Annotated in this window: 25 protein-coding genes; 8 read left to right on the forward strand and 17 right to left on the reverse strand. The window is 50.1% G+C overall.

Going from position 1 to position 21,522, the window contains the following annotated elements:
- The first annotated feature begins 155 nt into the window (after nucleotides 1–155).
- Together AC1DWB_RS22660 and AC1DWB_RS22665 are read left to right on the forward strand one after the other, a co-directional pair.
- The gene (locus tag AC1DWB_RS22660; RefSeq protein ID WP_477543360.1) at nucleotides 156–653 is read left to right on the forward strand and encodes a hypothetical protein; all 498 of its coding nucleotides are present in this window, start codon (nucleotides 156–158) and stop codon (nucleotides 651–653) included.
- Nucleotides 654–805: 152 nt separating this feature from the next.
- A complete protein-coding gene (locus AC1DWB_RS22665) occupies nucleotides 806–1,111 on the forward strand; it encodes a hypothetical protein (RefSeq protein WP_477543361.1) in 306 nt (101 codons plus the stop codon).
- 108 nt (nucleotides 1,112–1,219) lie between these two features.
- Here AC1DWB_RS22665 and AC1DWB_RS22670 read toward each other — a convergent pair whose 3' ends face one another.
- From AC1DWB_RS22670 to AC1DWB_RS22700, 7 genes are all read right to left on the reverse strand, one after another.
- Nucleotides 1,220–1,597 (reverse strand): DUF423 domain-containing protein, encoded by a 378-nt coding sequence (locus AC1DWB_RS22670; RefSeq protein WP_477543362.1) that lies wholly within the window; start codon nucleotides 1,595–1,597, stop codon nucleotides 1,220–1,222.
- 125 nt (nucleotides 1,598–1,722) lie between these two features.
- A complete protein-coding gene (locus AC1DWB_RS22675) occupies nucleotides 1,723–2,457 on the reverse strand; it encodes an ABC transporter permease (protein WP_477543363.1) in 735 nt (244 codons plus the stop codon).
- Nucleotides 2,450–3,370 (reverse strand): ABC transporter ATP-binding protein, encoded by a 921-nt coding sequence (locus AC1DWB_RS22680; RefSeq protein ID WP_477543364.1) that lies wholly within the window; start codon nucleotides 3,368–3,370, stop codon nucleotides 2,450–2,452. Before AC1DWB_RS22680 ends, AC1DWB_RS22675 begins: the two co-directional genes overlap by 8 nt.
- A gap of 28 nt (nucleotides 3,371–3,398) precedes the next feature.
- The gene (locus tag AC1DWB_RS22685; protein WP_477543365.1) at nucleotides 3,399–4,253 is read right to left on the reverse strand and encodes a hypothetical protein; all 855 of its coding nucleotides are present in this window, start codon (nucleotides 4,251–4,253) and stop codon (nucleotides 3,399–3,401) included.
- A complete protein-coding gene (locus AC1DWB_RS22690; RefSeq protein ID WP_477543366.1) occupies nucleotides 4,250–5,209 on the reverse strand; it encodes an ABC transporter ATP-binding protein in 960 nt (319 codons plus the stop codon). Before AC1DWB_RS22690 ends, AC1DWB_RS22685 begins: the two co-directional genes overlap by 4 nt.
- Nucleotides 5,206–6,357, reverse strand: coding sequence for a hypothetical protein (locus tag AC1DWB_RS22695; RefSeq protein WP_477543367.1), 1,152 nt, complete (start codon nucleotides 6,355–6,357; stop codon nucleotides 5,206–5,208). The genes AC1DWB_RS22690 and AC1DWB_RS22695 overlap by 4 nt, the downstream gene beginning before the upstream one ends.
- Entirely contained in the window at nucleotides 6,354–6,872 is a 519-nt protein-coding gene (locus tag AC1DWB_RS22700; RefSeq protein ID WP_477543368.1) for a sigma-70 family RNA polymerase sigma factor, read from the reverse strand. The genes AC1DWB_RS22695 and AC1DWB_RS22700 overlap by 4 nt, the downstream gene beginning before the upstream one ends.
- A 156-nt stretch (nucleotides 6,873–7,028) precedes the next feature.
- On the opposite strand from AC1DWB_RS22700, the gene AC1DWB_RS22705 reads away from it, so the two are divergent.
- Together AC1DWB_RS22705 and AC1DWB_RS22710 are read left to right on the forward strand one after the other, a co-directional pair.
- Nucleotides 7,029–7,898, forward strand: coding sequence for a MerR family transcriptional regulator (locus AC1DWB_RS22705; RefSeq protein WP_477543369.1), 870 nt, complete (start codon nucleotides 7,029–7,031; stop codon nucleotides 7,896–7,898).
- Nucleotides 7,899–8,140: 242 nt separating this feature from the next.
- Nucleotides 8,141–9,061: an NAD-dependent epimerase/dehydratase family protein gene (locus AC1DWB_RS22710; protein ID WP_477543370.1), complete on the forward strand. Its 921-nt coding sequence runs from the start codon at nucleotides 8,141–8,143 to the stop codon at nucleotides 9,059–9,061.
- A 261-nt stretch (nucleotides 9,062–9,322) separates the two neighbouring features.
- Here the strand turns inward: AC1DWB_RS22710 and AC1DWB_RS22715 are convergent, their stop codons facing one another.
- From AC1DWB_RS22715 to AC1DWB_RS22725, 3 genes are all read right to left on the reverse strand, one after another.
- The gene (locus tag AC1DWB_RS22715) at nucleotides 9,323–9,901 is read right to left on the reverse strand and encodes a peroxiredoxin (RefSeq protein ID WP_477543371.1); all 579 of its coding nucleotides are present in this window, start codon (nucleotides 9,899–9,901) and stop codon (nucleotides 9,323–9,325) included.
- A 147-nt stretch (nucleotides 9,902–10,048) separates the two neighbouring features.
- Nucleotides 10,049–10,297, reverse strand: coding sequence for a glutaredoxin family protein (locus tag AC1DWB_RS22720; protein ID WP_477543372.1), 249 nt, complete (start codon nucleotides 10,295–10,297; stop codon nucleotides 10,049–10,051).
- Nucleotides 10,298–10,312: 15 nt separating this feature from the next.
- The gene (locus AC1DWB_RS22725; RefSeq protein WP_477543373.1) at nucleotides 10,313–11,236 is read right to left on the reverse strand and encodes an NAD(P)/FAD-dependent oxidoreductase; all 924 of its coding nucleotides are present in this window, start codon (nucleotides 11,234–11,236) and stop codon (nucleotides 10,313–10,315) included.
- Between the two features lie 195 nt (nucleotides 11,237–11,431).
- Here AC1DWB_RS22725 and AC1DWB_RS22730 point away from each other — a divergent pair, with 195 nt between their 5' ends.
- Nucleotides 11,432–12,199, forward strand: a complete 768-nt coding sequence (locus AC1DWB_RS22730) for a Crp/Fnr family transcriptional regulator (protein ID WP_477543374.1) — start codon at nucleotides 11,432–11,434, stop codon at nucleotides 12,197–12,199.
- A 22-nt stretch (nucleotides 12,200–12,221) separates the two neighbouring features.
- On the opposite strand, the gene AC1DWB_RS22735 is transcribed toward AC1DWB_RS22730, so the two are convergent.
- The 7 genes from AC1DWB_RS22735 to AC1DWB_RS22765 all read right to left on the reverse strand — a co-directional run bounded on the left by AC1DWB_RS22735 (nucleotide 12,222) and on the right by AC1DWB_RS22765 (nucleotide 19,887).
- Entirely contained in the window at nucleotides 12,222–12,914 is a 693-nt protein-coding gene (locus tag AC1DWB_RS22735; protein ID WP_477543375.1) for a response regulator, read from the reverse strand.
- The gene (locus AC1DWB_RS22740; protein ID WP_477543376.1) at nucleotides 12,892–14,499 is read right to left on the reverse strand and encodes an ATP-binding protein; all 1,608 of its coding nucleotides are present in this window, start codon (nucleotides 14,497–14,499) and stop codon (nucleotides 12,892–12,894) included. Before AC1DWB_RS22740 ends, AC1DWB_RS22735 begins: the two co-directional genes overlap by 23 nt.
- Before the next feature lie 84 nt (nucleotides 14,500–14,583).
- Nucleotides 14,584–16,110: a tripartite tricarboxylate transporter permease gene (locus AC1DWB_RS22745; RefSeq protein ID WP_477543377.1), complete on the reverse strand. Its 1,527-nt coding sequence runs from the start codon at nucleotides 16,108–16,110 to the stop codon at nucleotides 14,584–14,586.
- 15 nt (nucleotides 16,111–16,125) lie between these two features.
- Nucleotides 16,126–16,593 (reverse strand): tripartite tricarboxylate transporter TctB family protein, encoded by a 468-nt coding sequence (locus AC1DWB_RS22750; protein WP_477543378.1) that lies wholly within the window; start codon nucleotides 16,591–16,593, stop codon nucleotides 16,126–16,128.
- A 63-nt stretch (nucleotides 16,594–16,656) separates the two neighbouring features.
- On the reverse strand, nucleotides 16,657–17,724 hold the full coding sequence (locus AC1DWB_RS22755; RefSeq protein WP_477543379.1) for a Bug family tripartite tricarboxylate transporter substrate binding protein: 1,068 nt from the start codon (nucleotides 17,722–17,724) through the stop codon (nucleotides 16,657–16,659).
- A gap of 146 nt (nucleotides 17,725–17,870) precedes the next feature.
- On the reverse strand, nucleotides 17,871–19,292 hold the full coding sequence (locus tag AC1DWB_RS22760) for an NAD-dependent malic enzyme (RefSeq protein ID WP_477543385.1): 1,422 nt from the start codon (nucleotides 19,290–19,292) through the stop codon (nucleotides 17,871–17,873).
- A gap of 220 nt (nucleotides 19,293–19,512) precedes the next feature.
- Nucleotides 19,513–19,887, reverse strand: coding sequence for a TfoX/Sxy family protein (locus AC1DWB_RS22765; protein ID WP_477543380.1), 375 nt, complete (start codon nucleotides 19,885–19,887; stop codon nucleotides 19,513–19,515).
- Nucleotides 19,888–20,013: 126 nt separating this feature from the next.
- On the opposite strand from AC1DWB_RS22765, the gene AC1DWB_RS22770 reads away from it, so the two are divergent.
- The 3 genes from AC1DWB_RS22770 to AC1DWB_RS22780 form a co-directional block, all read left to right on the forward strand.
- On the forward strand, nucleotides 20,014–20,334 hold the full coding sequence (locus AC1DWB_RS22770; protein WP_477543381.1) for an ArsR/SmtB family transcription factor: 321 nt from the start codon (nucleotides 20,014–20,016) through the stop codon (nucleotides 20,332–20,334).
- On the forward strand, nucleotides 20,321–20,782 hold the full coding sequence (locus tag AC1DWB_RS22775) for an SRPBCC family protein (protein WP_477543382.1): 462 nt from the start codon (nucleotides 20,321–20,323) through the stop codon (nucleotides 20,780–20,782). Before AC1DWB_RS22770 ends, AC1DWB_RS22775 begins: the two co-directional genes overlap by 14 nt.
- A 102-nt stretch (nucleotides 20,783–20,884) precedes the next feature.
- On the forward strand, nucleotides 20,885–21,522 hold a 638-nt coding region (locus tag AC1DWB_RS22780; protein WP_477543383.1), incomplete at its 3' end, for an AAA family ATPase.

A 21,522-nucleotide genomic window follows, 5' to 3' on the forward strand; every position in this document is an offset into this window, starting at 1 on the left:
CACAAAGCGGCTCCTGCTTTACATTGTATGCGCTATGCATGCATCCGCATCCGCTCTTATTCAGAAATACTTGGAGGCTTATAATAAATTCGCGGTACTCAAAAGCCACAATATTATGTATATTAGAGGTAGAACTTTAGTCATAGGACGTGTGAATGATGGGAAACGAACAATCGGCAAGCAACAAGAGCAACAACCACCTATTTCAAGTCGAGATTATGCTTGAGGAACCTTCTCATGCACTTGCGATCGCTTCCCTTATGCAGCTGTTAAGTCATGCTAAAGTGAAAGATTTCCGAATAACGGGCGGCATGGAGCTAGGGAAAATAATTGACGCTGCACTTGCATCATCGGGTCCCAAGCCAGCCTATGCCAAAATACCTACTCCCAAGGCGACCCCTGTAGCGAAGAAAGGGACGGATACCGAGGAAAAGGATAGGCTAAGACTCGAGCTACTGGAGGAGTATAAGGAGCGCGGGACATTGATTAGGCTATCTGTCGTGAAGGGAAAGGGCGTCAGATTAAGCTTGCCCTGTCGCATCTTGAACTTTGACATACCCGGCGACCTGCTTACGGTCTATCATGTAGATGAGAAGAAAGTGTATTCGTTCAAGCTGAATGAAATTGAGGATATCGTTGCACATCATTCATAGGAATGGTGCACATAGGCAAGGAAGATGCAGAGGACTGCTTATCAGGGCAGGCCTCTTTTTTCTATTTCGCTACTAGCACAGGTATATGTGTCCAAGCGTAAACTAGTTTTCGAGAATATGTTATAGAAGGTTCAGAGAAAGGAGGGATTTGCATGAAACGTACAGTCACAAAAGCACAAGTGCGCAAGATGATTGGCAAACCGATCTACGCGGTCAAAAAAGACGGCGCCAAGGTGTCCGGTATATTGCGCGGAATACGTGGAAATGAATTAATCGTTGAGCAGCCAAGAAACAAAAAGGTGAAGACGAAAGTATTCACTCCGTTAGTATTGTTCGACTTGCTTGCGATCGGGACCAGCCCCTTCGGATTTGACGGCGGGTTTGGATTTGGTGGGTTCGGCGGTGGGTTCGGCGGTGGGTTCGGCGGTGGATTTGGTTTCGGCGACGGATTCTTCTGATAGAATGAGGTAGAATTCTTCTTGCCCCCCATCTTTGGCTGCAAAGCAAGAAAACCGGACGCATATAGGGGTGCGTCCGGTTTTTTCGCGATTAGATAACATTTAACGTCAACGTCTATGTTTCCATATAGCACTAGCCAGGAATGCCCAACCTACCATGAAGGCTACGCCTCCGAATGGCGTGATGATGCCGAGCGGCTTAATATCGGTCACAGCCATCACATATAAGCTACCGGAGAACAAGATGATCCCAAGTGTGAGTAGTCTTCCTGCCCAACGAACCGCTGCTGACTCGCCCAGCTTCTCCGATAAGACGGCGATTGCCAGAATACCAAGCGCATGGAACATGTGATATTGCACGCCTGTCTTAAAAGCGGCCAACAGATCTGCGTCGATGACATCTTCCAGCCCATGGGCGCCGAACGCGCCTAATGCTACTGCCAACAAAGCCAATACGCTGCCAAGAGCTCCGTAAGTTCGAAACATTGAGATCCACCTTGCTTCCCTGAATATGATTAGATAGCTCCATCATAGCGAAACGGCGGGGCATTTTCCAGCAGCTTGGGCGGAAGCGATTTGTTTTTTTGGTGAACATGGTGAATGTGTCGAATCTATCCGCTGTGTACATCTGCTCTACGGTAATAGGCCACATTAAACAGCAAAGGGACGAAGAAGGCGATTAACAGTACGGTTATACCCAGAGCCATATTGTTGAAAGTCGGCGACATATCCAACACCAAGTTAAGTTGAGCGCTCCAAGGGTAGTACATAATGTACTTCGACTGCATGATCGTTAGCTCGGAGATCACGGCGAACACGCCAAGTCCCATGGCCGGAATATAGCTTTTGCCCAATATACTAACGGTAGCGGCGATCGAAATTAGCGCGTATTGTGTCACGATTAAGATCAAATACTTCACTAGCGCCTCTTTCATCATCACAGCCGTCAACACCTCATGCTTGAGTAAGAAACCACCGAGCAGTGTCAAACCGATAGATAACAGGACAGTGGCAATCATAATAGGCAGCATCATGATATATTTGCCCAATAAGAGCAGCATACGTGAACGGGGCACGGTAAGGAAGCTGTTGATGGTCCGGTCCTGATATTCCCGCGCGAACAAGTACCCGGCGAACAAGGCGAACAGAGTCGGACACATGAGCATCGCCATTAGCATGAGATTGTCATGGAAGAATGAGTCCCATTTGATCGCTGATGCCGAATCCAACTGATGCCAGGCCACCAAGTAATTCAAAGCCGCAGGAAGCAACGCGCCAAGTACGATCATCCATAACATCTTGGACCGCTTCAGCTTCAACGCTTCTCCGTATAAGATACTAAGCAATCCCAGCCCCTCCTATCAATCGGACAAAATAGTCTTCGAGCGAATCTTTCTGATGCGTTAGGGCGCTGACTTCAATTCCCTCTTGCATGAGCGAGCGGTTGATCCGGGCCGCTTCGGACAACTTCTCATACACACGTATGACACCGCCCTCTTCCTCCCGATAATCGGATATTTGCATATCCCGCTTCAGCACTACACCCGCCTTTTGTACGGAATCGACCTGCAGCTCCACGTACTGCCGATTACGCTCGTTCAGCTCGGACAGCTTCGTCTCCTCCAACATGACCCCTTTGTGGACGATTCCGATCTTCGTAGCCAGCTGCTCGACTTCACTAAGAATATGGCTGGAGATCATGATCGTGATGTTCCGCTTCTGCGCCAGCTCCTGAATGAGCAAACGGATTTCCTTAATGCCCATCGGATCGAGACCGTTCATCGGTTCGTCTAAGATGAGAAAATCCGGACTATGCAGAATCGCTCTCGCGATGCCTAGACGCTGCTTCATCCCAAGTGAGAATTGACTTGCTTTGCGGTTTCTAGCTTCCCATAGACCCACGGTATGCAGCGAATCCTCGATGCAACTCTTACCATGTATGCCTTCCAGTCGCCGGAACATCTCCAAGTTCTCGACTGCTGTCAAGTTCGGATAGAATCCCGGAAACTCGATGATCGAACCTACCCTTCGGAGGAAGCTGCTCGAGCCAGGCTTCACTTTCTCTCCGAACATTTCAATACTGCCCTCAGTGGGATGGATTAACCCCATAATCATACGGATAGCGGTCGTCTTGCCTGCTCCATTCTGCCCAAGGAAACCGTAAATGTCACCTCGCTGGATCGTCATATTCAAGCCATTCACCGCTTTGACCTGCTTGTAGATTTTGGACAAATCTCGAATCTGCAATATCGTTTCCATCTCGTTCCGTTCCTTCCTTTCTCCCCTATCATGAAATATCTCTTCGTGTAAAATGAATGCATCCCCAGATCAGCAAGCCGACTAAGAAGAAAACGGTATAGATCAGAAATGTATCGCTTGGCAATACTGTCGAGGAGAATGGCCCCAGCGCCGAGTCGAAGTCGCTCGCAAATGGCAGCTCCACACTGCCGAACAGCTCGTACACCATCCGCCGAAACACAGAATCCGAAGGCATCAGAAGGCTAGTGAGGATTCCGAAGTTCTCAATGCCTTGATTCGCAGCCCCTGGGTTCATCACCCCTTCCAGAAGTCCTGCGAACAAGCTAAGACTGTACAACACCGCGCATAATACCCCGTTCCCAAGCATGGGCAAATAACTGGAGCCGATCATCGAGACAGCGGTAAGTAAGAGCGGAATCCACTCGAATAAGAGGAACGCCTTCAACATGGGCACTGCATTGATCGGGAAGTCCAGAATGTAATGGACTGCCAGTACGATGGACCCGAACATCACCGCGCTGTACAGCATGTTCCAGACGGCGAATCCCATCCACTTGCCCAGATACACTTTCCACCTGGCAATCGGTCTCGATAACACCGCGAATAGCTGTCCACTGTCGATCTCGCCGGATATAGCTCCCATCGACGAGAAGAAGACGAAGAAGGCGGATACCATCTGTGCGAAATACAGCCCGACTGTCAGGAGCACAACACCGTTGATATAATTATCCACGAGACCTGCGGTCGTATGCTGCGGTCCCTGGACAATCTTGCTCAATCCATAACTATAAAACCCGATGAACAATAAAGAAAGCAGGAGCGACACGAGCAATACCCGTTTGCGAGCCAATTCTTTACCCGTCAGAATGATATAGGCCGTCATGCTTCGTCCCCCCTCTTACGGTCCACCATCGTCAGAAACCAATCCTCCAGCTTACTGTTGATCGGACGTACTTCGTATAATGTTGCCCCCGCTTCAACAAGCATGCCGTTTAACCAGCCTATCTGTTCCTTGTTCTCGGCTCTCGCCTCCAGAATGACGCTGCCGTCTTCCGATGTCCGTTTAACCCGCATACTGAATTGTGGGAATGGAGCTTGACCGCTGATCATCTTCAGCATGGCATCGTCCCAGCCGCCTACACTTAACTCCCAGTTCCCACTGCTGCCCAAGATGCTATTCAAAGGCCCCACTGCCTTCAATTCGCCGTGATAGAGAAACGCTACCTCATCGCAAAGCGTCTCCACATCCTCAAGCAGATGCGTGTTGAGAAATACCGTCTTGCCCTGCTGGCGCAGCTTCTCCAGAATCGTTCGCACCTCATAGCGCCCGATCGGATCTAGCGCAGAAGAAGGTTCGTCCAGCAAGATCAAGGCCGGATCCATCAGAAGCGCGTTCGCCAAGCCGAGACGCTGTTGCATCCCCTTGGAGAACTGCTTCACCCGATCGTCTGCTCTCCCGCCCAAGCCAACCTCATGCAGCACTTCCCGGATGCGCGCAGCCAGCTTCGCTGCCTTCGCTTCCGAGGCGCTCACTCCGCTCAGACGGGCATGGAATTGTAGAACTTCCCGAGCGGTTAACCAATCCTGGTAACGGAATAGCTCCGGCAAGTAGCCGATATTTCGCCGTGCGTCGACCGTTCCGAGGGGGAATCCGCTAATCGAGCCTTCCCCCGTCGTCGGTCGCAGCAACCCGACGAGCATCTTGACGAACGTGCTCTTCCCTGCGCCGTTCGGACCGAGCAATCCGAAGATATGTCCCGGCTTGACGCTGAGCGTAATGTTGCTGCAGCCGATCTGCGTATCGTAGTGCTTGGTTAATTGTTTCGTTTCAATCATCATTGCTTAATAATCTCCTTGGCGTCGGCCAAGATCGCATTGTCGTCCGGGTAGTCTATGGTTGAGCCCGACAACCGGAATACGTGACCGTTGTCCAGCCAGACCAATGTGCGAGAATTCCTCGTCAGACTGAGCACCGCTTCACGTCCGGAGACAGAAGTCTGCACGGAGCTGCCATTGCCTTCGAGTGATGGGAGCGGCAGCGTATGGCGCCAATCCTGAATGCCCTCCAGCTTGGATCGCAGGTCTTCCGGGAGCAACGGAAGCTCGAGAATCGCCTTGCGCACTTGGTCTACATCTACACCGTCCGGTACTGTAAGTGACGGTGCTTGCAGTTGGAACAAGCTCTTGCCCGACCCGCTGCCTTCCTTGACATTGCCCGAGGAGACACGGATCATCGTCGGTATGTCAATCGCGATCGGCCTGCTGTCTACAGAAGCAGGAAGCTTGGACTTGCCGCCCAATTGGGACAATAGCTTGTTAATCGGTGTCGTGTGCAATTCAAATATTAGTTTCAGTTGAGGTTGGATTTCGACAAGCGTTGTCCCCGCAGATTGACCCGGCAGCATCTTCAATGGATAGCCGGCTAATTGAGTCGCTTCAGCGACTGTTACGGTTCGAATCGATCCGCCACCCTGCTGAGACACTTGACCGTATTGGCTTAGATCGAAGTTGGTCATGTCCACGCTGCCTTCCGTAAGCGATTGATTCAAACGCTCCAAGTCGCCCATCGTGATCGGAACGGTGTCCAGATGCTGCAGACGGAACGTGTTCAGCAGTGAGGCGAGGGCGTTGGAACCGACCGGTGTGAACAGGATCGTTCCCACAATTGTGGCAGCCGCTACTCCTGCGATCCATTTTCTTAGCATTTTGTTTCTTCTGCGTCGGTTTAGGCTAGTTTCTTCCGCGCTGTGAGCTGTTCTAAGATGGTGTTGCTGTGAGGCGTGTAGCCCCGTTTGTTCCGCAGAGTCAGGATCGGAATCGGATTGCATGCTGCCCACTCTGTCAGGAGCAAGCTTCGTATTGGCACTGTCTGGTTCCGCACGTGTCCAGAACTCTGGAACAGATTCGTTGCTTACTTTCCGCTTGAATGCCTCCCAGGCATGATTCGTATCGATGCGCTCCAGCGATTGATCGTTTTGCTTCTTCATTCGTCTACCGCCTCCTCCGGAACATTTTTCTTGAATCGCGCAATTGCCCTTACTAATAGAGAACCTACAATCTTCGGATTGACTTGCAGCCTCTCTGCGATCTCGGCGTAGCTATAGCCGTTCTCCTTCATAATCAGAGCCTCCCTGTCGCGTTCCGAAAGCTTGGACAACACCTTCTTCACAACGTCTCGCTCCCAATTCTGGATGACAATCTGTTCGTTGGAGGGCAAGGACTGTTCTTCCGTAGCGAACCGTTGACGTTCTTTCTCCTGCAACTGATCTTGGCGCCCCGACTTACGCAGGTAGTCATATGTGATATGGGTGAGCACCCGATGCAGCCAGGCCCTGACTTTATCCAGGTCGTCTGGAGGTGTCCGGTACAACCGCAGGAACACTTCTTGTGCCAAGTCATCGGCGATCGCACGATCCGCAACTAACGCCGAGATTTTCCGAAGAACGGATGGATAGTGCTCCACGAACAGCGTCTTGAACTTATCCGGAATCATTTCGCTCATCGCTTCCGCTCCTTTCTGTATGTAAGACGACGGGCAGGCGATATTTGTAGCAGGGGAGCCGTATTATTAATAAAGAGATCCTTTCATTCGTTGATTCGTGTTAGTTGTTTGTATGCTATGATTTCCTTAGTATTAGAAAAGGTGGTCATGTAAAACATGCGGAGTGATCAATATTATTCCATTGGCCAAACAGCTAAACTGTGCGGTCTTTCTATTCAGACCTTGCGCTATTACGATAAACTGGGTCTGGTAAAACCTACAGAAGTCGATAGGGCCACAGGCTACCGTTATTACTCTAACCTAAATCTTCTTCACATAAAAATCATTCAAGATATGAAGACTCTCCATTTTACATTAGAGGAGATTGGACATTCGCTTAAAAACAAGGACTTGGCAGAGCTCATCAGCTTGATGAAAGACAAGCAGACGGAAGTGCTGCTGGAGATCCAAGGACTAGAGAAGATCGCTTCCTCTGTTAATCAGAGGATCGAACAAATGATCGAACTCAAGGAGATTAGCAGTGGTTTGGGAAATTCAGATATTCTAGTGGAGCTTAAGATGTTCCCCGAGCGGACAGTCATTTATGATCGACGACAATCGGCGTGTGGACTAGAGCCTTCTGTCTTACGGTTTACGGAATTGTTCCGAAGGATAGAGGAACATCGGCTTGTCCAGGATGGATATATTCTTACTATCTATCATGAAAACCTTATGACGTTTAATCGTGATGACTCTGATCTTGAGTTTTGCATTCCCATCAAGGGAGATACTTTGAATCTACCCTTTACCCGCCATATTACAGCTGGTGAATATGTTACAGCGCTCTACACTGGAATTCCAAACGAAGATTCATGTAAACGGATCTATCAGAAGCTGCTGGATTGGATGACTAAAAATAAATATTCGGAATGCGGCCCTGCCATGGAACAGTATATCGTGGACATGTCGCAAATGATGGATCCTCAAGAATACATGGTTGAACTTCAAATCCCAGTAAAAAAAGCTCCTATCGGAGCAACTCGGTGAAGCGGGTTCGTCTTTAGCGGTAACTTTTTATGCCGAATCAGGATGCAACCTCTCGAAGTTTATACTTTCTGATTCTGTAAGGATAAACGCCTAACGGCGTCCTTTGACGCCGTGCGTTTGCCGAGACGATGAACAATCAGCGAAGTTAATCATTCTGAATCGTTAAAAAAAGATTGACCCTATAGCGACTATAGGGTTTATTTTGTTGTCAGTGGTAATCATTTGGAAGGGGAAGATAGCTGGTGAATGTTATTATGGGTACGGGTCCATTAGGGATGTCGGTTATGCGAGAGCTACTACAACGGGGAGAACAGGTGAAAATGGTCAGCTATACCGGCACCGCCAATTTGCCCAGAGGCATACAACTGGAAAAGGTTGATCTTCTGGATGCAGAACAAGCATCCAGATCAATCAAGGGAGCGCATAAGGTGTATCAGTGTGCGCAGCCACCCTATCAGAAGTGGTCGGAGTTATTTATGCGAATGCAAGACAATATTGTGGCCGGAGCCATTGCTAGTCACACCAAATTGATTGTCGCCGAGAATCTGTACATGTATGGCTTTGTGAAAGTAAATATGCATGAAAATTTGCCATATACCGCTACAACCAAAAAAGGAAAGTTACGTGCGGCGATGTCTGATAAGCTGCTGAACCTGCATAAGGACGGATTATTACAAGTAACGATCGGGAGGGGATCCGATTTCTTCGGTCCGCATGTTCTTGGCTCAGTAGCCGGAGAACGATTCTTCAAGCCCATCTTGGTTGGGAAAGCTTGTTCCATCCTCGGTAATCCTGATAAAAAACATACTTACACGTTTATCGGTGATTTCGGTAAGGCGCTGGTCACGTTAGGAGACCATGATGATGCTTTCGGTCAAGCGTGGCATGTCCCTAACGCAGACGCCATTACAACAAGGCAATTTGCAGATATTGCCTTTCGGATTGCCGGGTTTCCAACTGCAATAAAATCCATGGGAAGAGGAATGCTCCGAATTGGTGGATTGTTTATCCCGGAGGCAAAGGAAAGTATTGAAATGTTTTATCAATTCGAGAATGATTTCATTGTGGACAGCAGCAAATTTTCCAAGCGCTTTAATCAACAGGCTACATCGCTGGAAACAACCATTGCTGAAACGATGGAATGGTTTGGAAAAGCTTTTTGAAACACGAAACCCGGTTCTGCCATAAAGGCTGAACCGGGTTTCCATATGGAAGGGTTAGGTTAGGTTGGGTTGAGAGACTGTCGATTCATTGTGGACCCAGCAGTGGAAAGTGAAAAAGAGGACCCTGGCGAGTTTTGGCTTGAACCTCCCCCCCTTTTTTCCTACTACATTCAAGGGAGGTTCAAACAAGATGTTTGAGCTAAGGGGTCCTTTTTCACTTGGAACAGCCGTTTCAGCTTCAAGAAGGAATGACGGTCTCTATTACAGAGTAGCTTGGCCAGGCTTCCAGTTGGCCGGACAGAGGCCGCCGGCTTGCAGGGCTTGAAGCACGCGGAGCGTCTCATCTACACTGCGTCCTACATTCATGTCCGTCACGACCTGGTAGCGCAAAATACCTTCAGGGTCGATGATAAACAAGCCACGATGTGCCGAACCGGCTTCTTCATCCAGAACGCCGTACGCGCGGGCCGCTTGTTTGGTCACGTCGCCACCGATCGGGTAACGAATCGGACCGATCCCATTCGAGTCGCGGGACGTGTTCATCCACGCGCGATGCGTATGCACACTGTCGACCGATGCACCGACGATCTCGCAGTCCAGATCGAGGAATTCGTCATACCGGTCGCTGAATGCGATAATCTCGGTTGGACATACGAATGTGAAGTCGAACGGCCAGAAGAAGAACAGCAGCCACTTTCCTTTATAGTCTTCCAAACTTACTTTTTCATTCAATGTATCCAGGTTCTTCGTGGACAATAGGGAGAAGGCAGGGGCTGGCTGGCCCATCTTCGGTGCCGGGAAAAAGTTCGGTGCAGCAAGTTGTTGTGTTGGTTGTGTCATTAGTAGTTCCTCCTGGTTAGATCTGTTTAGTTGAGTCGTTCGAGAAAGGCCGTTGAGACTGTCGATTCATTGTGGACCCGGGGTCCTTTTTCACTTGGAACGGCCGTTTCTGCTTCAACAAGGAATGAATCGACAGTCTAGTCTCACTTACGAAGCTACGGCAGCTAATGCCTTCTTAATCCGGCTCGGGTTCAAGCCAAGAATCGTCATCTCGCCGATCACCGTGACGGGCACGGACATCATTCCCAGATCGGACAGCTGCTTCGCATGTTCGGGATTCGTATCGATGTTGCGTTCTTCATAGGCAACGCCCTGATTGTGCAAATACTCTTTCAATTGAGCGCAATAATGGCAATTCGTGCTGGAATATACAATTGCGTTAGCTGGTTGTGACATGGACTCATCTCTCCCTTATTTGTATTGCGGAAGCACTTGCGTCCGCTTATTGATGTATTTGTCAACCGCCATCGCGGCGATCGCTCCGTCTGCAGCCGCCACGACGGCCTGCTTCACTGGTGTGCGCCGTACCTCTCCAGCTCCGAATACGCCAGGTGTAGGTGACTGCATCAGCGAATCCAACACCATGAAGCCTTCATCGTCCAGGGGCACTTGTCCCTGCAGGAAATCCGTACCGGGTTTGCTGCCGGACAAGAAGACGAACACGCCGTCAGCACCTACGACTTCCTCCTCACCGGATGGACGGCGAATGCGGACTCCCTCCACGTGCTTCTCACCAACGATTTCGAGTGGGCGGGTGCGGTAGTGGACTCGAGTATTCGGCACCTCCGGCATATGTGCATCTCCCTGCAGCTCAGCTCGTGGAATATAGAAGTCGATCTCCATTCCATACTTGGCGAGCGACAACACTTCGTCGACTGCCTCCTCAGAGTCGCCAATAACAGCTACTTTCTTACCGGTGAAGAAAGCCCCGTCACATGTAGCACAGGTGCTCACGCCCCTGCCAAGCAGCTTCTCCTCACCTGGCAACATCCGGTTGCGGCCTTTGGAGCCGGTGGCAATGACGATGGCCTTCGCTTCGAAGATGCCGTCGGCGGTGAACACCGACTTGACGTCCTCTTCCACATCGACCGCCGTTAACGTGGTCTGCAAGTATTCCGCTCCGAACGATTGGGCTTGGCGGCGGAATCGATCTAGCAGCTCTTTGCCCGTCCATTCTCCTTCGACACCTGGATAGTTGGCTATCTTATGAGTCAGTGCTAAGGCTCCTGCGTTCGGGGCCTTATCGATCACAAGCGTCTTCAGTCCCCCTCTTGCCGTATAAACTGCGGCTGATGAACCCGCAGGTCCTCCGCCGTTGATGATAACATCGTACATGGCGTTGCTCCCTTCCGAATCATTTATTTGTAAATATTAATTTCTAGTTAATAATTATTATAATCTAATTTTATTTATAGTCAATACTTATTTATAATAATTCTAATCTTGAATGCTGGCTTTATTACCTATACTTGTTGATTAACTTCTATCCCCTGCTGCAATTGTGATAATATGATGTGGAAGGTAATCAGAATGATTTTCAAGTTCATAAGGGAGCGGTTTAACATTAAGGATTTGACGAAGCAACGATTTCAACTGGCAATTCCCGTTGGCAAGGAGCATAGTTTTCAAGGCTTGTCTCCCAAACATTCGGAACTGTTGATGGGTTTGTCGGAGCCGCGTACATTTCGTGCAGGAGATGTTCTATTCCGGGAAGGCGACGCCGGGGGGAAGTTGTTCGGCATTCATCGAGGCCAAGTCAAGGTGTCCAAGACAACGGAAGACGGGAAGCCGTTTATATTATATTTGCTACATGATGGGGATTTGTTCGCTGAATCCGGGGTTACATTCACGTTCGATGCGGAGGCCGTAACTGACACCGTCTGCACGATAATTGCCATTCAGGAGGTCGAGGCGTTAGTATACCGGGACGGGGCATTCGCAGTAGATTATATGCAGTGGATGGGCCGGATGCAGCGAACTACGCAATCGAAATTTCGCGACCTGCTATTGTTCGGCAAGCCTGGGGCACTGGCTTCGCTGCTCATCCGCATGAGCAATACGTTCGGGCAACCTTGCGAGGGAGGCGTGCGCCTGACAGCCAAGCTAACCCACTCCGACCTCGCCCAGTTCATCGGCTCCACCCGAGAGAACGTCAATCGTCAACTGAGCGCGTGGAAAGACAGGAACGTCCTCTCTTTCGAAGACGGCAGCATCATCATTCATGACATCAGCCAGCTGCGGGAAGTGTGTCAATGCCCTACATTCCCCGCCTGTCCMGCTGAGATATGCCGGCTATAGACTTCCCGGCGCCAGCATAATCTCATGCTTTATTACTCTTATACACACGTTCCGGCCGACCGACGGTGCCATACGAAAGGTCGGCCGCCATCTCCCCTTGGGACACGAAGTATTCAAGATACCGACGCGCGGTGGAGCGGCTTACGCCCATGCGTCTGCCAACTTCTTCTGCGGTAAGACCTCCACTGTTGTCCCCGATGAGGACCGACATTTTCTCCAGCGTTAGCTTATCGATACCTTTCGGCAAGTATGTGTCCTTCGACATCCCGGACCCGTTGCTGCGCAGCAGTTCGTCGATTTCCTTCTGCTCGACTTGTCGACTCGTCCCCTCCAGTGTTTTCAGCTTATTACGGAATCGACTGTATTGGTTCAGCTTTTCCTGGAATCGCTCGAAGACGACCGGTTTGATGATGAAATCGAACACACCGCCCCGCATCGCCTCTCGTACGGTTTCCAGTTCCTTAGCTGCCGTAATGATGATGACATCGGACTGAGGGTAGCGTTCACGAATCGTCTTCAGCAGCTGCAGACCGTTCATATCTGGAAAATACAAGTCCAATAAGATGAGATCCGGTAAAAAAATGTCCAGTTGCTCCATCGCCTGCGATTCGTCCGTAGCAATGCCGATGACGCGATACCCGGGCACCTTCTCTACGAACCGTCGATTGATCTGTGCGATACGAATATCGTCTTCAATAATAAGAACCTGCAGCATGCGAGTCTCTCCTCTCCTTGGGCAACGCTACCGTGAACACTGTACCTTCGCGCTCCCCTTTGGCAAATGTGATATTCCCCTGCATCTGCTCCACCGCCTGTTTGACAAGTGGCAAGCCATAACCCCGGTTCCCGTCTTTCGTGGAAAAGCCGGATTCGAAGATGCGTCCCGTCAGTTCATCCGGAATGCCACAGCCAGTATCCTCGACTTCAATAATCAAGTCTTCTCCCAGATCCGTTAGTAGGATGGACACCCGCTTGGGATTCGATTCGCAGGTAAGCACAGCGTCCAACGCATTATCAATCAGATTGCCGATCACCGTAACGAGTGATCCACGCGGAATCGAATTCGGAACGTCTCGGAACGAGCTCTCTCGATCCACCTCGAACACAACCTTCAGCTCATTAGCCCGGTTGAACTTCCCTATCAGCACGCCCCCGATCATCGGATCGGGAATTTCTTGCATAATGAAGCGGATCAAATCTTGATGAACATCCGTCTCATGAGCGATCAGGTGAAGCGCTTCCTGAAACGATTCTAACTGGATCAAGCCGGAAATCGTATATAGCTTATTGGAAAATTCGTGCGTTTGCGCTCGGAGGCCTTCAGCGTACTGCTTCACCTGAGACAACTCCTCGCCCAGTTGGTACAACTCATCCTTGCTGCGGAAGCTCGATACCGCCCCGATTACTTGACCCTGTGCGTCTGTAACCGGCAGCCGATTCACGAGAATAGAATTCTCATTAATGAACATTTCCTTGTCGAATTCGGCCTTGCCCGTTCGGATCACTTCCATAAGCCGGGAAGATGGCAGCACGTCCAGAATGTCGCGCCCTATCAGATTGACATCGCTCGGAATTCCAAGCAGATGCAATGCCGTCACGTTGACAACTGTAACACGGCCGTATTGGTTAACAGCAAGGATCCCTTCCCGGACCGATTCGAGGATCGCCTTGTTCTCCTGGTACAAATGTCCGATTTCTTGAGGCTCCAGGCCATGTATGGATTTCTTGACACCACGGGCGATCAGAGCGGCTGCCGCCGCGCCGGCCAACATCGTCAGCGTTGCAAGAAGTAGGATCGAGTTCCGGTACCGAACCGCCGTTGCATTAATATCTTCAATCAGAAATCCAACGGATACGACGCCGATGACTTGTCCGTTATCGTCATAGATCGGTGTCTTGCCCCTGAGGGACAGGCCTAGCGTACCAACAGCCTCCGAGATGATCGAGTTCCCTGCGAATACGGGCCCGTTATCCCCTCCGACCATATCTTGCCCAATTCGATCCGGATTCGGATGGGAATAGCGAATACCGCTTCGGTTACCTACTACGATGAACTCCGCTCCGGTCTGTTCGCGTATATTTTCTACAATGGGATTAATCGTCTTAGAAGGATCGGCATCTCGGAAGGCTTTCTGAATCTCAGGAATGATAGCCACCGTCTTGGATATGTTGAGCGCCGTCGTACCGATCTGCTCCTTCAGCGACGTCTCCCACATTTTCTGAAAGGAGAAGGCCAACACGAACGTAACGAACAAGAGCAGTGAACAGATGAGCAGGATCAGCTTCGTTTGCAGACGCATGCGGATTCCCCTTTCATAGCTTGATTATGCGGCAATAAAACCCATCTCCAGTATAACCGGAGACGGGTTCGTTCAACAAAACGATTAGCCTTCTTCATTAACGAGCACACGTTTCCCTCTCAATTTCAGCAACAAAGGGATCGTCAGCCACAGGAATCCAATAATCAGGAAGGCTAAGGAAACCGGCTTCTGCAGGAATATCATGAAATCGCCGTTCGAGATCGTGAGTGCCCTACGCATATTGCTCTCCAGCATCGGACCGAGAATCAGCCCCAGCACAAGCGGCGCAAGCGGGAAATCGTTCTTGGACAAAAAGTAGCCGGCAACTCCGCAGCCCATCATGAGCAGCAGATCAAAGACGGAAAACTGCACGGCATACACACCGAATACAGAGAAAGCGACAATCAACGGAATTAAATATTTGGTTGGTGTCTCAATCACCTTGGCGAACAACCGAACAAGCGGCATGTTGAGGATGAGCAGCATCAGGTTCCCGACGAACATGCTGGCGATCACGCCCCATGCGACCTGCGGGTGGTCCTGGAACAAGAGCGGACCCGGCTGGACGTTATACATGATGAACGCCCCCATCATGATCGCCGTCGTGCCCGATGATGGAATCCCCAGCGTGAGCAGCGGGATCATCGCTCCACCGGAAGCGGCATTGTTCGCTGATTCTGGAGCTGCAACGCCCTCAATCGCGCCCTTGCCGAACTTTTCCGGATGGCGGCTGATCTTCTTCTCCATAATATAGGCGAAGAACGATGCTAATATAGCGCCGGCCCCCGGTAGGAGACCAATGAAGAAACCGAGAACGGACCCTCGGGCGATCGGCCCAGCGCTGTCCTTCAAATCTTGCTTCGTTGGCGTAATTCTACTAATCCTGGCGATCTCACCACTATTCGATTCCCGCTCCAGAATCGTCTTGAACACTTCACCCAGAGCGAACATCCCGACCGCTACAGTTAAGAACTCGAATCCTTGATACAGCTCTGGAATCTCATACGTGAATCGCGCCACACCGGACACGTTGTCGATCCCTACGGTCGCTAGCAACAGTCCACTCGCCACCATGATCAAGGATTTCACCATAGATTTGCCAGCGAGCCCGCTGATCGCGAACAGTCCCAGAATCATGAGCGAGAAGTATTCCGCGGGACCGAATTTGATCGCAACTGCCGACAGTGGAGCCGCAAGAAAGATCAGACCGAGCAGCGCTACAATGCCAGCCACGAAAGAACCGATGGCGGCGATGGAGAGCGCGGCCCCGGCCCTTCCCTGCTTCGCCATCTGGTAGCCGTCCAGCGTCGTTACGACGGAGGAGGACTCGCCAGGGGTGTTAAGCAGGATCGACGTCGTCGAGCCACCATACATGGCGCCGTAATAGACGCCGGCCAGTAATATTATCGAGCTTGTCGCCGCTTCTTCCGGACCGAGCCCCGACGTCATCGTAGCAGTTATTGGAATAAGAAGCGCCACCCCGCTCATCGGACCAATCCCGGGCAGAACGCCGACGACCGTACCGATCAGCACCCCTAAGAAGACGAATGCGATATTGTGCCATTGGGCCGCAGTGGCCAAGCCATGAAGCAAGTAATCAATTGTGCCCATTGTGTATCTCCCTCCTTACGACAAGCCAAGCCATGACGGAAAGCCAGGCAGTGTGCCATCCATAATGTTGACGAACAAGAAATAGACGCCGTACGAGAACAAGCCGGCAATGATCAGAGTAGACCAGAGTCTCCCCCGCTGCATCGTCTGGAACCCGATGAATAAGAACAAGAACGTAGAGATGACATACCCCACATCTTCAAGAAACAATGCATACAGCACAGCAGCGCTGAAGATGATGCCGAATCGCATGTAGTCGAGCTTCTCTTTCGCCCCATCCGACTCAGCTTGCTTATAACGGAATGTCTCATAGATCAGGCGAATGCTGAGCAACGCTAGGAACAGCCCGAGAATGAAAGGAAATATGTTAGGCCCGACATTACTGCCGTACGCGCTTGTCGAGATTCTACGGCTCTCGATCATGAACAGCGCTCCAACAGCGAGAAAGACGATGCCAGCATAGCGATCGAACGTTTTATTCAATGGAATCCCCTCCATCTGGATAAATGAAGGGAGAAGAATGGCTCTTCTCCCTTTTCGAGTTGATTATTTTTGCATACCAAGCGCAGTCAGCATATCCTTGATAAGTGTTTCCTGCTGGCCCAAGTAGGTCTTGAAATCGTCGGATTTCTTGAAATCGATCTCCCAGTTGTTGGCTTGCAGTTCTTTCTTCCATACGTCAGAATCAGACAGCTTCTTCAGCGTATCTTCCCAATATTTCTTGGCGTCCGCGCTCATTTCCTTAGGACCGAATATACCGCGCCAGATCAAGAATTCAGCGTCCACGCCCTGCTCTTTCATCGTCGGTACGTCCTTCATACTGCCGCCGAGCCGTTGTGGAGCAGCTACCGCGAGCACCTTGATCTTGCCTGCTTTCAAGTATTGGTCGAGCGATGAGGCATCGGTACCAAGCACTTGTGCGTTGCCGCCTAACAGCGATGTCATCGCTTCGCCACCGCCGTCATAGGACACATATTTGATTTTTTTCGGGTCAACGCCGAATTTGAACGCTGGGAGGATCGAGATCAGATGGTCCATTGACCCTGGTGCGGAACCTCCGGCAATCGTTATTTTCGTAGGATCCGCTTTCAAATCGTTCAACAGCGACTTCAAGTCGTTGTACTTAGAATTGGCCGGCACCGCAATCGCTCCATAATCCTTGGTCAGTTGAGCCAGTGGTGTCGTATCCTTGAAGCCGTATGGTGTATTACCTTCCTTCTTCAGGTTGTTGATGAGAATCGGAGGCGAGCTGACGAACAGCTTATAGTTGTCCTTGACGTCCTTGGTCGAATATTCGGCCATGAATACCGTTCCACCACCACCGGGTTTGTTCTCTACGGTGATCGGTTTGTCGACAAGCTTCGTGTCCGCGAGCACCTTGGAAATCGCTCTAGCCGTCAAGTCCCAACCGCCGCCCGCCCCTGATGGAGCTACGATGCTGAGCGGCTTCTCCGGATACTTGGAAGCGGCTTGCGTCGCAGCCGGTTCCTTGCTTGGAGCCGTTGTCCCCGAGGTGGCCGGCTTGGACCCGCCACTGCTACCACATGCCACCAGACTTGCGGCCAGTATGCCAGTAACAGCGACTTTCCAGCTATGCACCATTATGTTTTTCATCAAATGAAACCCTCCCTAGTTTGTTCTCCCTATATATGAAAGCGCTTTATTGTGTGGCATGAACATCATACCACGCTCTTGCCGTATCCAGATCGTTAACGAAATAATGTGCAATAAGGTCATTGTGCGCATATTGTTCATTCTGTTCACGAGCGGAATTCACGAGGCGTTCTTCTTGCAACTCCAGTACGAATGGCCGCCTGGATAACCGATGCTCGAATTCGACGCACTACCTCCTGATTGAACACGCTTGGAATAATATAGAGCTTGTTCCGTTCCTCGTCAGAGATGACCGAAGCGATCGCTTGCGCTGCAGCCAGCTTCATCTCCTCATTCACAGTTGAAGCCTGGCAATCCAACGCCGCTCTGAACATACCAGGAAAGCAGAGTACATTATTGATCTGATTAGGGAAATCCGAACGACCGGTTGCAATGACCGCAGCTATGTCTTCAATTTCATCGGGATGAATTTCCGGCGTCGGGTTCGCCATTACGAATACGATCGGACGTTCTGCCATCCGAATCACATCGTCCCTCTTCAGCAATCCGCCTGCAGATAGTCCGATGAAGACGTCCGCCTGCTCGATGACGTCCGTCAACGAGCCGCTCAAACGTCGCGGATTCGTATGACTGGCATACCAGTTCCACACTGGGTTGACATAAGAACGGTCAGCCGTAATTGCCCCTTCCCGATCAACCCCAATGATTTCCTTCACACCCGCCGCAAGCATGATTTTCGAACAGGCAATGCCCGCCGCGCCAATCCCGCATACGACTACCTTCACTTCATCAATCGATTTACCGACCACCTTCAACGCATTGATCAGCCCTGCATAGAGTACGACGGCCGTGCCATGCTGATCATCATGAAACACAGGAATATCCAGCTCTTGGCGCAGCCTGTCTTCAATCTCGAAACATCGAGGCGAAGAAATATCTTCCAGATTAATACCACCGAAAGCAGGAGCAATGTGCTTGATGGTCGTTATGATTGCTTCCGTATCCTGCGTATTCAGGCAGATTGGGAATGCATCGACTTCAGCAAACTGCTTGAATAGCATCGCTTTGCCTTCCATAACCGGCATGGCCGCTTCCGGGCCAATATTGCCGAGTCCCAATACGGCGCTGCCATCGGAAATAACGGCGACCGTATTACGCTTGATCGTCAGTTTGTAGGCATTATCCGGATGCTCATGAATAGCCATGCATACTCTCGCCACGTCCGGTGTATACACGCGAGACAAGTCGTCACGGTTCTGAATCGGCACTTTGGGCTTGATCTCGATCTTACCCCCCAAGTGAAGCAGGAATGTGCGGTCCGACGCATGAATAAGCTTCACCCCCGGTAGATCGCGAATCATGCTTATAATCGATTCAGTCTGGACTTGATCGGAAGCGGTAACCGTAATGTCGCGGACAGACCAATTCGCGCCCGTCTGGATGACGTCAATCGCGATCACGTCGCCACCGTTCTCCGTAATGACCGTTATTAATTGACCAAAATGAATTTGATCCGTCTGCAGCTCCAACCGTAATATCATGCTTTTGCCACCGAAACTGTTCTTCATCATACAACCTCCATTAGCACTCTTATCCATAGGCGGCATCTACATACATAGCAACGCTTATGCAGAATGAAGTATAATTGAAGCGTTTTCAGTTGGATACATTGTGATCATTTGTTGCATAAGTTCGATTAACTTGCATTAAATTCATAAATTTCATGCAATAAAAAAATCCCCCAAAGGGCAATCCACTGGGGGGAAGAGGTTAAGATAGTAGCGACTATTACTTTTTCTTACTCGACTTCTTGTCCGGTACCTTCTCCGGCATCGTTCCCACCCACGCCAACGATTGATCAATCCATCCCCGTAACTTATCCGGATGCGCTCGCCATTGTTCAGGCAATGCCACATACTCCTTCATCGGCCGTCCCGGCATGGGGGAAAATTCAGAAGCGCCTTCTTCTAGCAGGAGTTGGGCACGTTCTTCCTCTGACAAGCGGACAAAGATTTGTTGTCCATACAGACCTGCGAACATATTGCCATTCACAAACCCCGCTAAGTTTCCAAACATCGGACGCACTTTCACGCGAGGGTCTTGATCGGGTATTAGAGATACGAATAACGCTTTTGACTCTTCATCAGGACGAGACATGGCCATCCAATAGCGCTCCTTTCGAAAACAACCGTATATAGTGTTCTACCTAATCCAGAATATAACCTAACAGACGTAATCTCCATCATTATTTAAGTTGACACTTAATTAAGTCTGTGCTAAATTAACTTCATGATCGAAAAAGCCATTCATGCGTTAACCGAACCTCGGCGCAGGGACATATTGAATCTGGTGCGTGATGGAGAACTTACATCCAGCGCCATAGCGTCTCATTTTGACATTTCCGCCCCAGCCGTATCGCAGCATCTCAAGGTTCTTGAGCAATCTGGACTTGTCATCGTCCGGAGGGCTGGAACCAAACGGTATTATGGAATCAGGAGGGAAGGGTTTGCCGAGTTGAAACAGTACGTCGACCGTTTTTGGGATGAAAGCTTATTGCGCTTGAAGGAAGCAGCCGAAGAGGAAGAAAGGAGACTCTATGAGTCCAATTAGCAGCAGTGATCCGATTAAGAAAGAGATATTTATCGAATGCAGACCGCAAACCTTGTTTTCGTTTTTTACCGACCCGGACAAAATGGTACAATGGATGGGCCGCCACATTCTGCTGGAACCAAGCATCGGTGGTAAATTCCGCATTGATGTCAATGGAAGCGATATTGCGATAGGGGAATATGTCGAGCTCGTTCCGAATGAGAAGATCATCATGACCTGGGGATGGGAGAAATCGAAGTTGGTGCCTCCTGGATCGAGTACGCTTGAATTCCGGCTCACGCCCAAAGACAATGGAACCGTCCTGTTGTTGACTCATTCCGGATTGCCTGCCGAAGAAGTCCCGTCACACGTTCAAGGCTGGACACATTATCTCTCCCGTATTCAGCAGTTGGCTGAAGGTCAGGACCCCGGTGTAGATCCTTGGTCCGAGATAGCTATGCACGAATAACTCAGCCTTTGCGTATTGAAAGCAGCCTCCGTCTAAGATCTCTTTAGACGGAGGCTATATTCGCTCGAATCGAGCCAAATGAAAAAATATGGAGGTAGATTTGTGCCGCTTATATGTCTTGAGGGAGCAAGTGCCGTTGGGAAAACAACAACATCCCGAACACTTGCTGAACAGTATGGGGCTTATATGGTTGAGGAGGTTCATTTTCTTTTCAATCAACCAGAATTACAGCCGAACGAGATTACACAATGGTTTCTTGATCGACAGCTGGATAGATGGACAATTGCCCGGGACCAACTACAATCACATGATTTGGTAGTTTTGGACGGGGATCCTTTCAAAATGTGGTATGGATGGGTCTATGGTGAAGATGAACAAACGTTCAATGAATGTTATTCCTTTTTCCAGAAAGAGATTAAGAATGGCAATTTCGGCTTTCCAGATCAATATTTTGTTCTCTATACAGATCAAGACGAATTAACRAGTCGCAAATTGAATGACTCATCTCGTAAAAGGGGCGGATTTGAGAAGCATTTGAAGCTAATCGAACCCCAGAAGGAATACTTCAGAGCCCTTAATCGCTTCTATCCAGGTTATGTGGAGTTCATTGATGCACGACACATCGAGCAGAACATCCAAATCATCCTTCAATCCGTATCTAAGCTCCCCAAAGTAAATCAATCTTCGAAACATATTTTAGATACTATGATTCATTGGATGCGGAATAACCAGCCGTATTG

The organism is Paenibacillus sp. P4_E11 (assembly GCF_056401635.1).

Coding starts and splice junctions, on each gene's coding strand:
- AC1DWB_RS22670 (WP_477543362.1), bottom strand. CDS start 1,597: ATGTTTCGAACTTACGGAGCTCTTGGCAGCGTATTGGCTTTGTTGGCA.
- AC1DWB_RS22700 (WP_477543368.1), bottom strand. CDS start 6,872: ATGAGCGAAATGATTCCGGATAAGTTCAAGACGCTGTTCGTGGAGCAC.
- AC1DWB_RS22705 (WP_477543369.1), top strand. CDS start 7,029: ATGCGGAGTGATCAATATTATTCCATTGGCCAAACAGCTAAACTGTGC.
- AC1DWB_RS22660 (WP_477543360.1), top strand. CDS start 156: ATGATGGGAAACGAACAATCGGCAAGCAACAAGAGCAACAACCACCTA.
- AC1DWB_RS22665 (WP_477543361.1), top strand. CDS start 806: ATGAAACGTACAGTCACAAAAGCACAAGTGCGCAAGATGATTGGCAAA.
- AC1DWB_RS22720 (WP_477543372.1), bottom strand. CDS start 10,297: ATGTCACAACCAGCTAACGCAATTGTATATTCCAGCACGAATTGCCAT.
- AC1DWB_RS22725 (WP_477543373.1), bottom strand. CDS start 11,236: ATGTACGATGTTATCATCAACGGCGGAGGACCTGCGGGTTCATCAGCC.
- AC1DWB_RS22735 (WP_477543375.1), bottom strand. CDS start 12,914: ATGCTGCAGGTTCTTATTATTGAAGACGATATTCGTATCGCACAGATC.
- AC1DWB_RS22760 (WP_477543385.1), bottom strand. CDS start 19,292: ATGAAGAACAGTTTCGGTGGCAAAAGCATGATATTACGGTTGGAGCTG.
- AC1DWB_RS22680 (WP_477543364.1), bottom strand. CDS start 3,370: ATGGAAACGATATTGCAGATTCGAGATTTGTCCAAAATCTACAAGCAG.
- AC1DWB_RS22770 (WP_477543381.1), top strand. CDS start 20,014: ATGATCGAAAAAGCCATTCATGCGTTAACCGAACCTCGGCGCAGGGAC.
- AC1DWB_RS22695 (WP_477543367.1), bottom strand. CDS start 6,357: ATGAAGAAGCAAAACGATCAATCGCTGGAGCGCATCGATACGAATCAT.
- AC1DWB_RS22775 (WP_477543382.1), top strand. CDS start 20,321: ATGAGTCCAATTAGCAGCAGTGATCCGATTAAGAAAGAGATATTTATC.
- AC1DWB_RS22685 (WP_477543365.1), bottom strand. CDS start 4,253: ATGACGGCCTATATCATTCTGACGGGTAAAGAATTGGCTCGCAAACGG.
- AC1DWB_RS22755 (WP_477543379.1), bottom strand. CDS start 17,724: ATGAAAAACATAATGGTGCATAGCTGGAAAGTCGCTGTTACTGGCATA.
- AC1DWB_RS22745 (WP_477543377.1), bottom strand. CDS start 16,110: ATGGGCACAATTGATTACTTGCTTCATGGCTTGGCCACTGCGGCCCAA.
- AC1DWB_RS22765 (WP_477543380.1), bottom strand. CDS start 19,887: ATGGCCATGTCTCGTCCTGATGAAGAGTCAAAAGCGTTATTCGTATCT.
- AC1DWB_RS22690 (WP_477543366.1), bottom strand. CDS start 5,209: ATGATGATTGAAACGAAACAATTAACCAAGCACTACGATACGCAGATC.
- AC1DWB_RS22740 (WP_477543376.1), bottom strand. CDS start 14,499: ATGCGTCTGCAAACGAAGCTGATCCTGCTCATCTGTTCACTGCTCTTG.
- AC1DWB_RS22715 (WP_477543371.1), bottom strand. CDS start 9,901: ATGACACAACCAACACAACAACTTGCTGCACCGAACTTTTTCCCGGCA.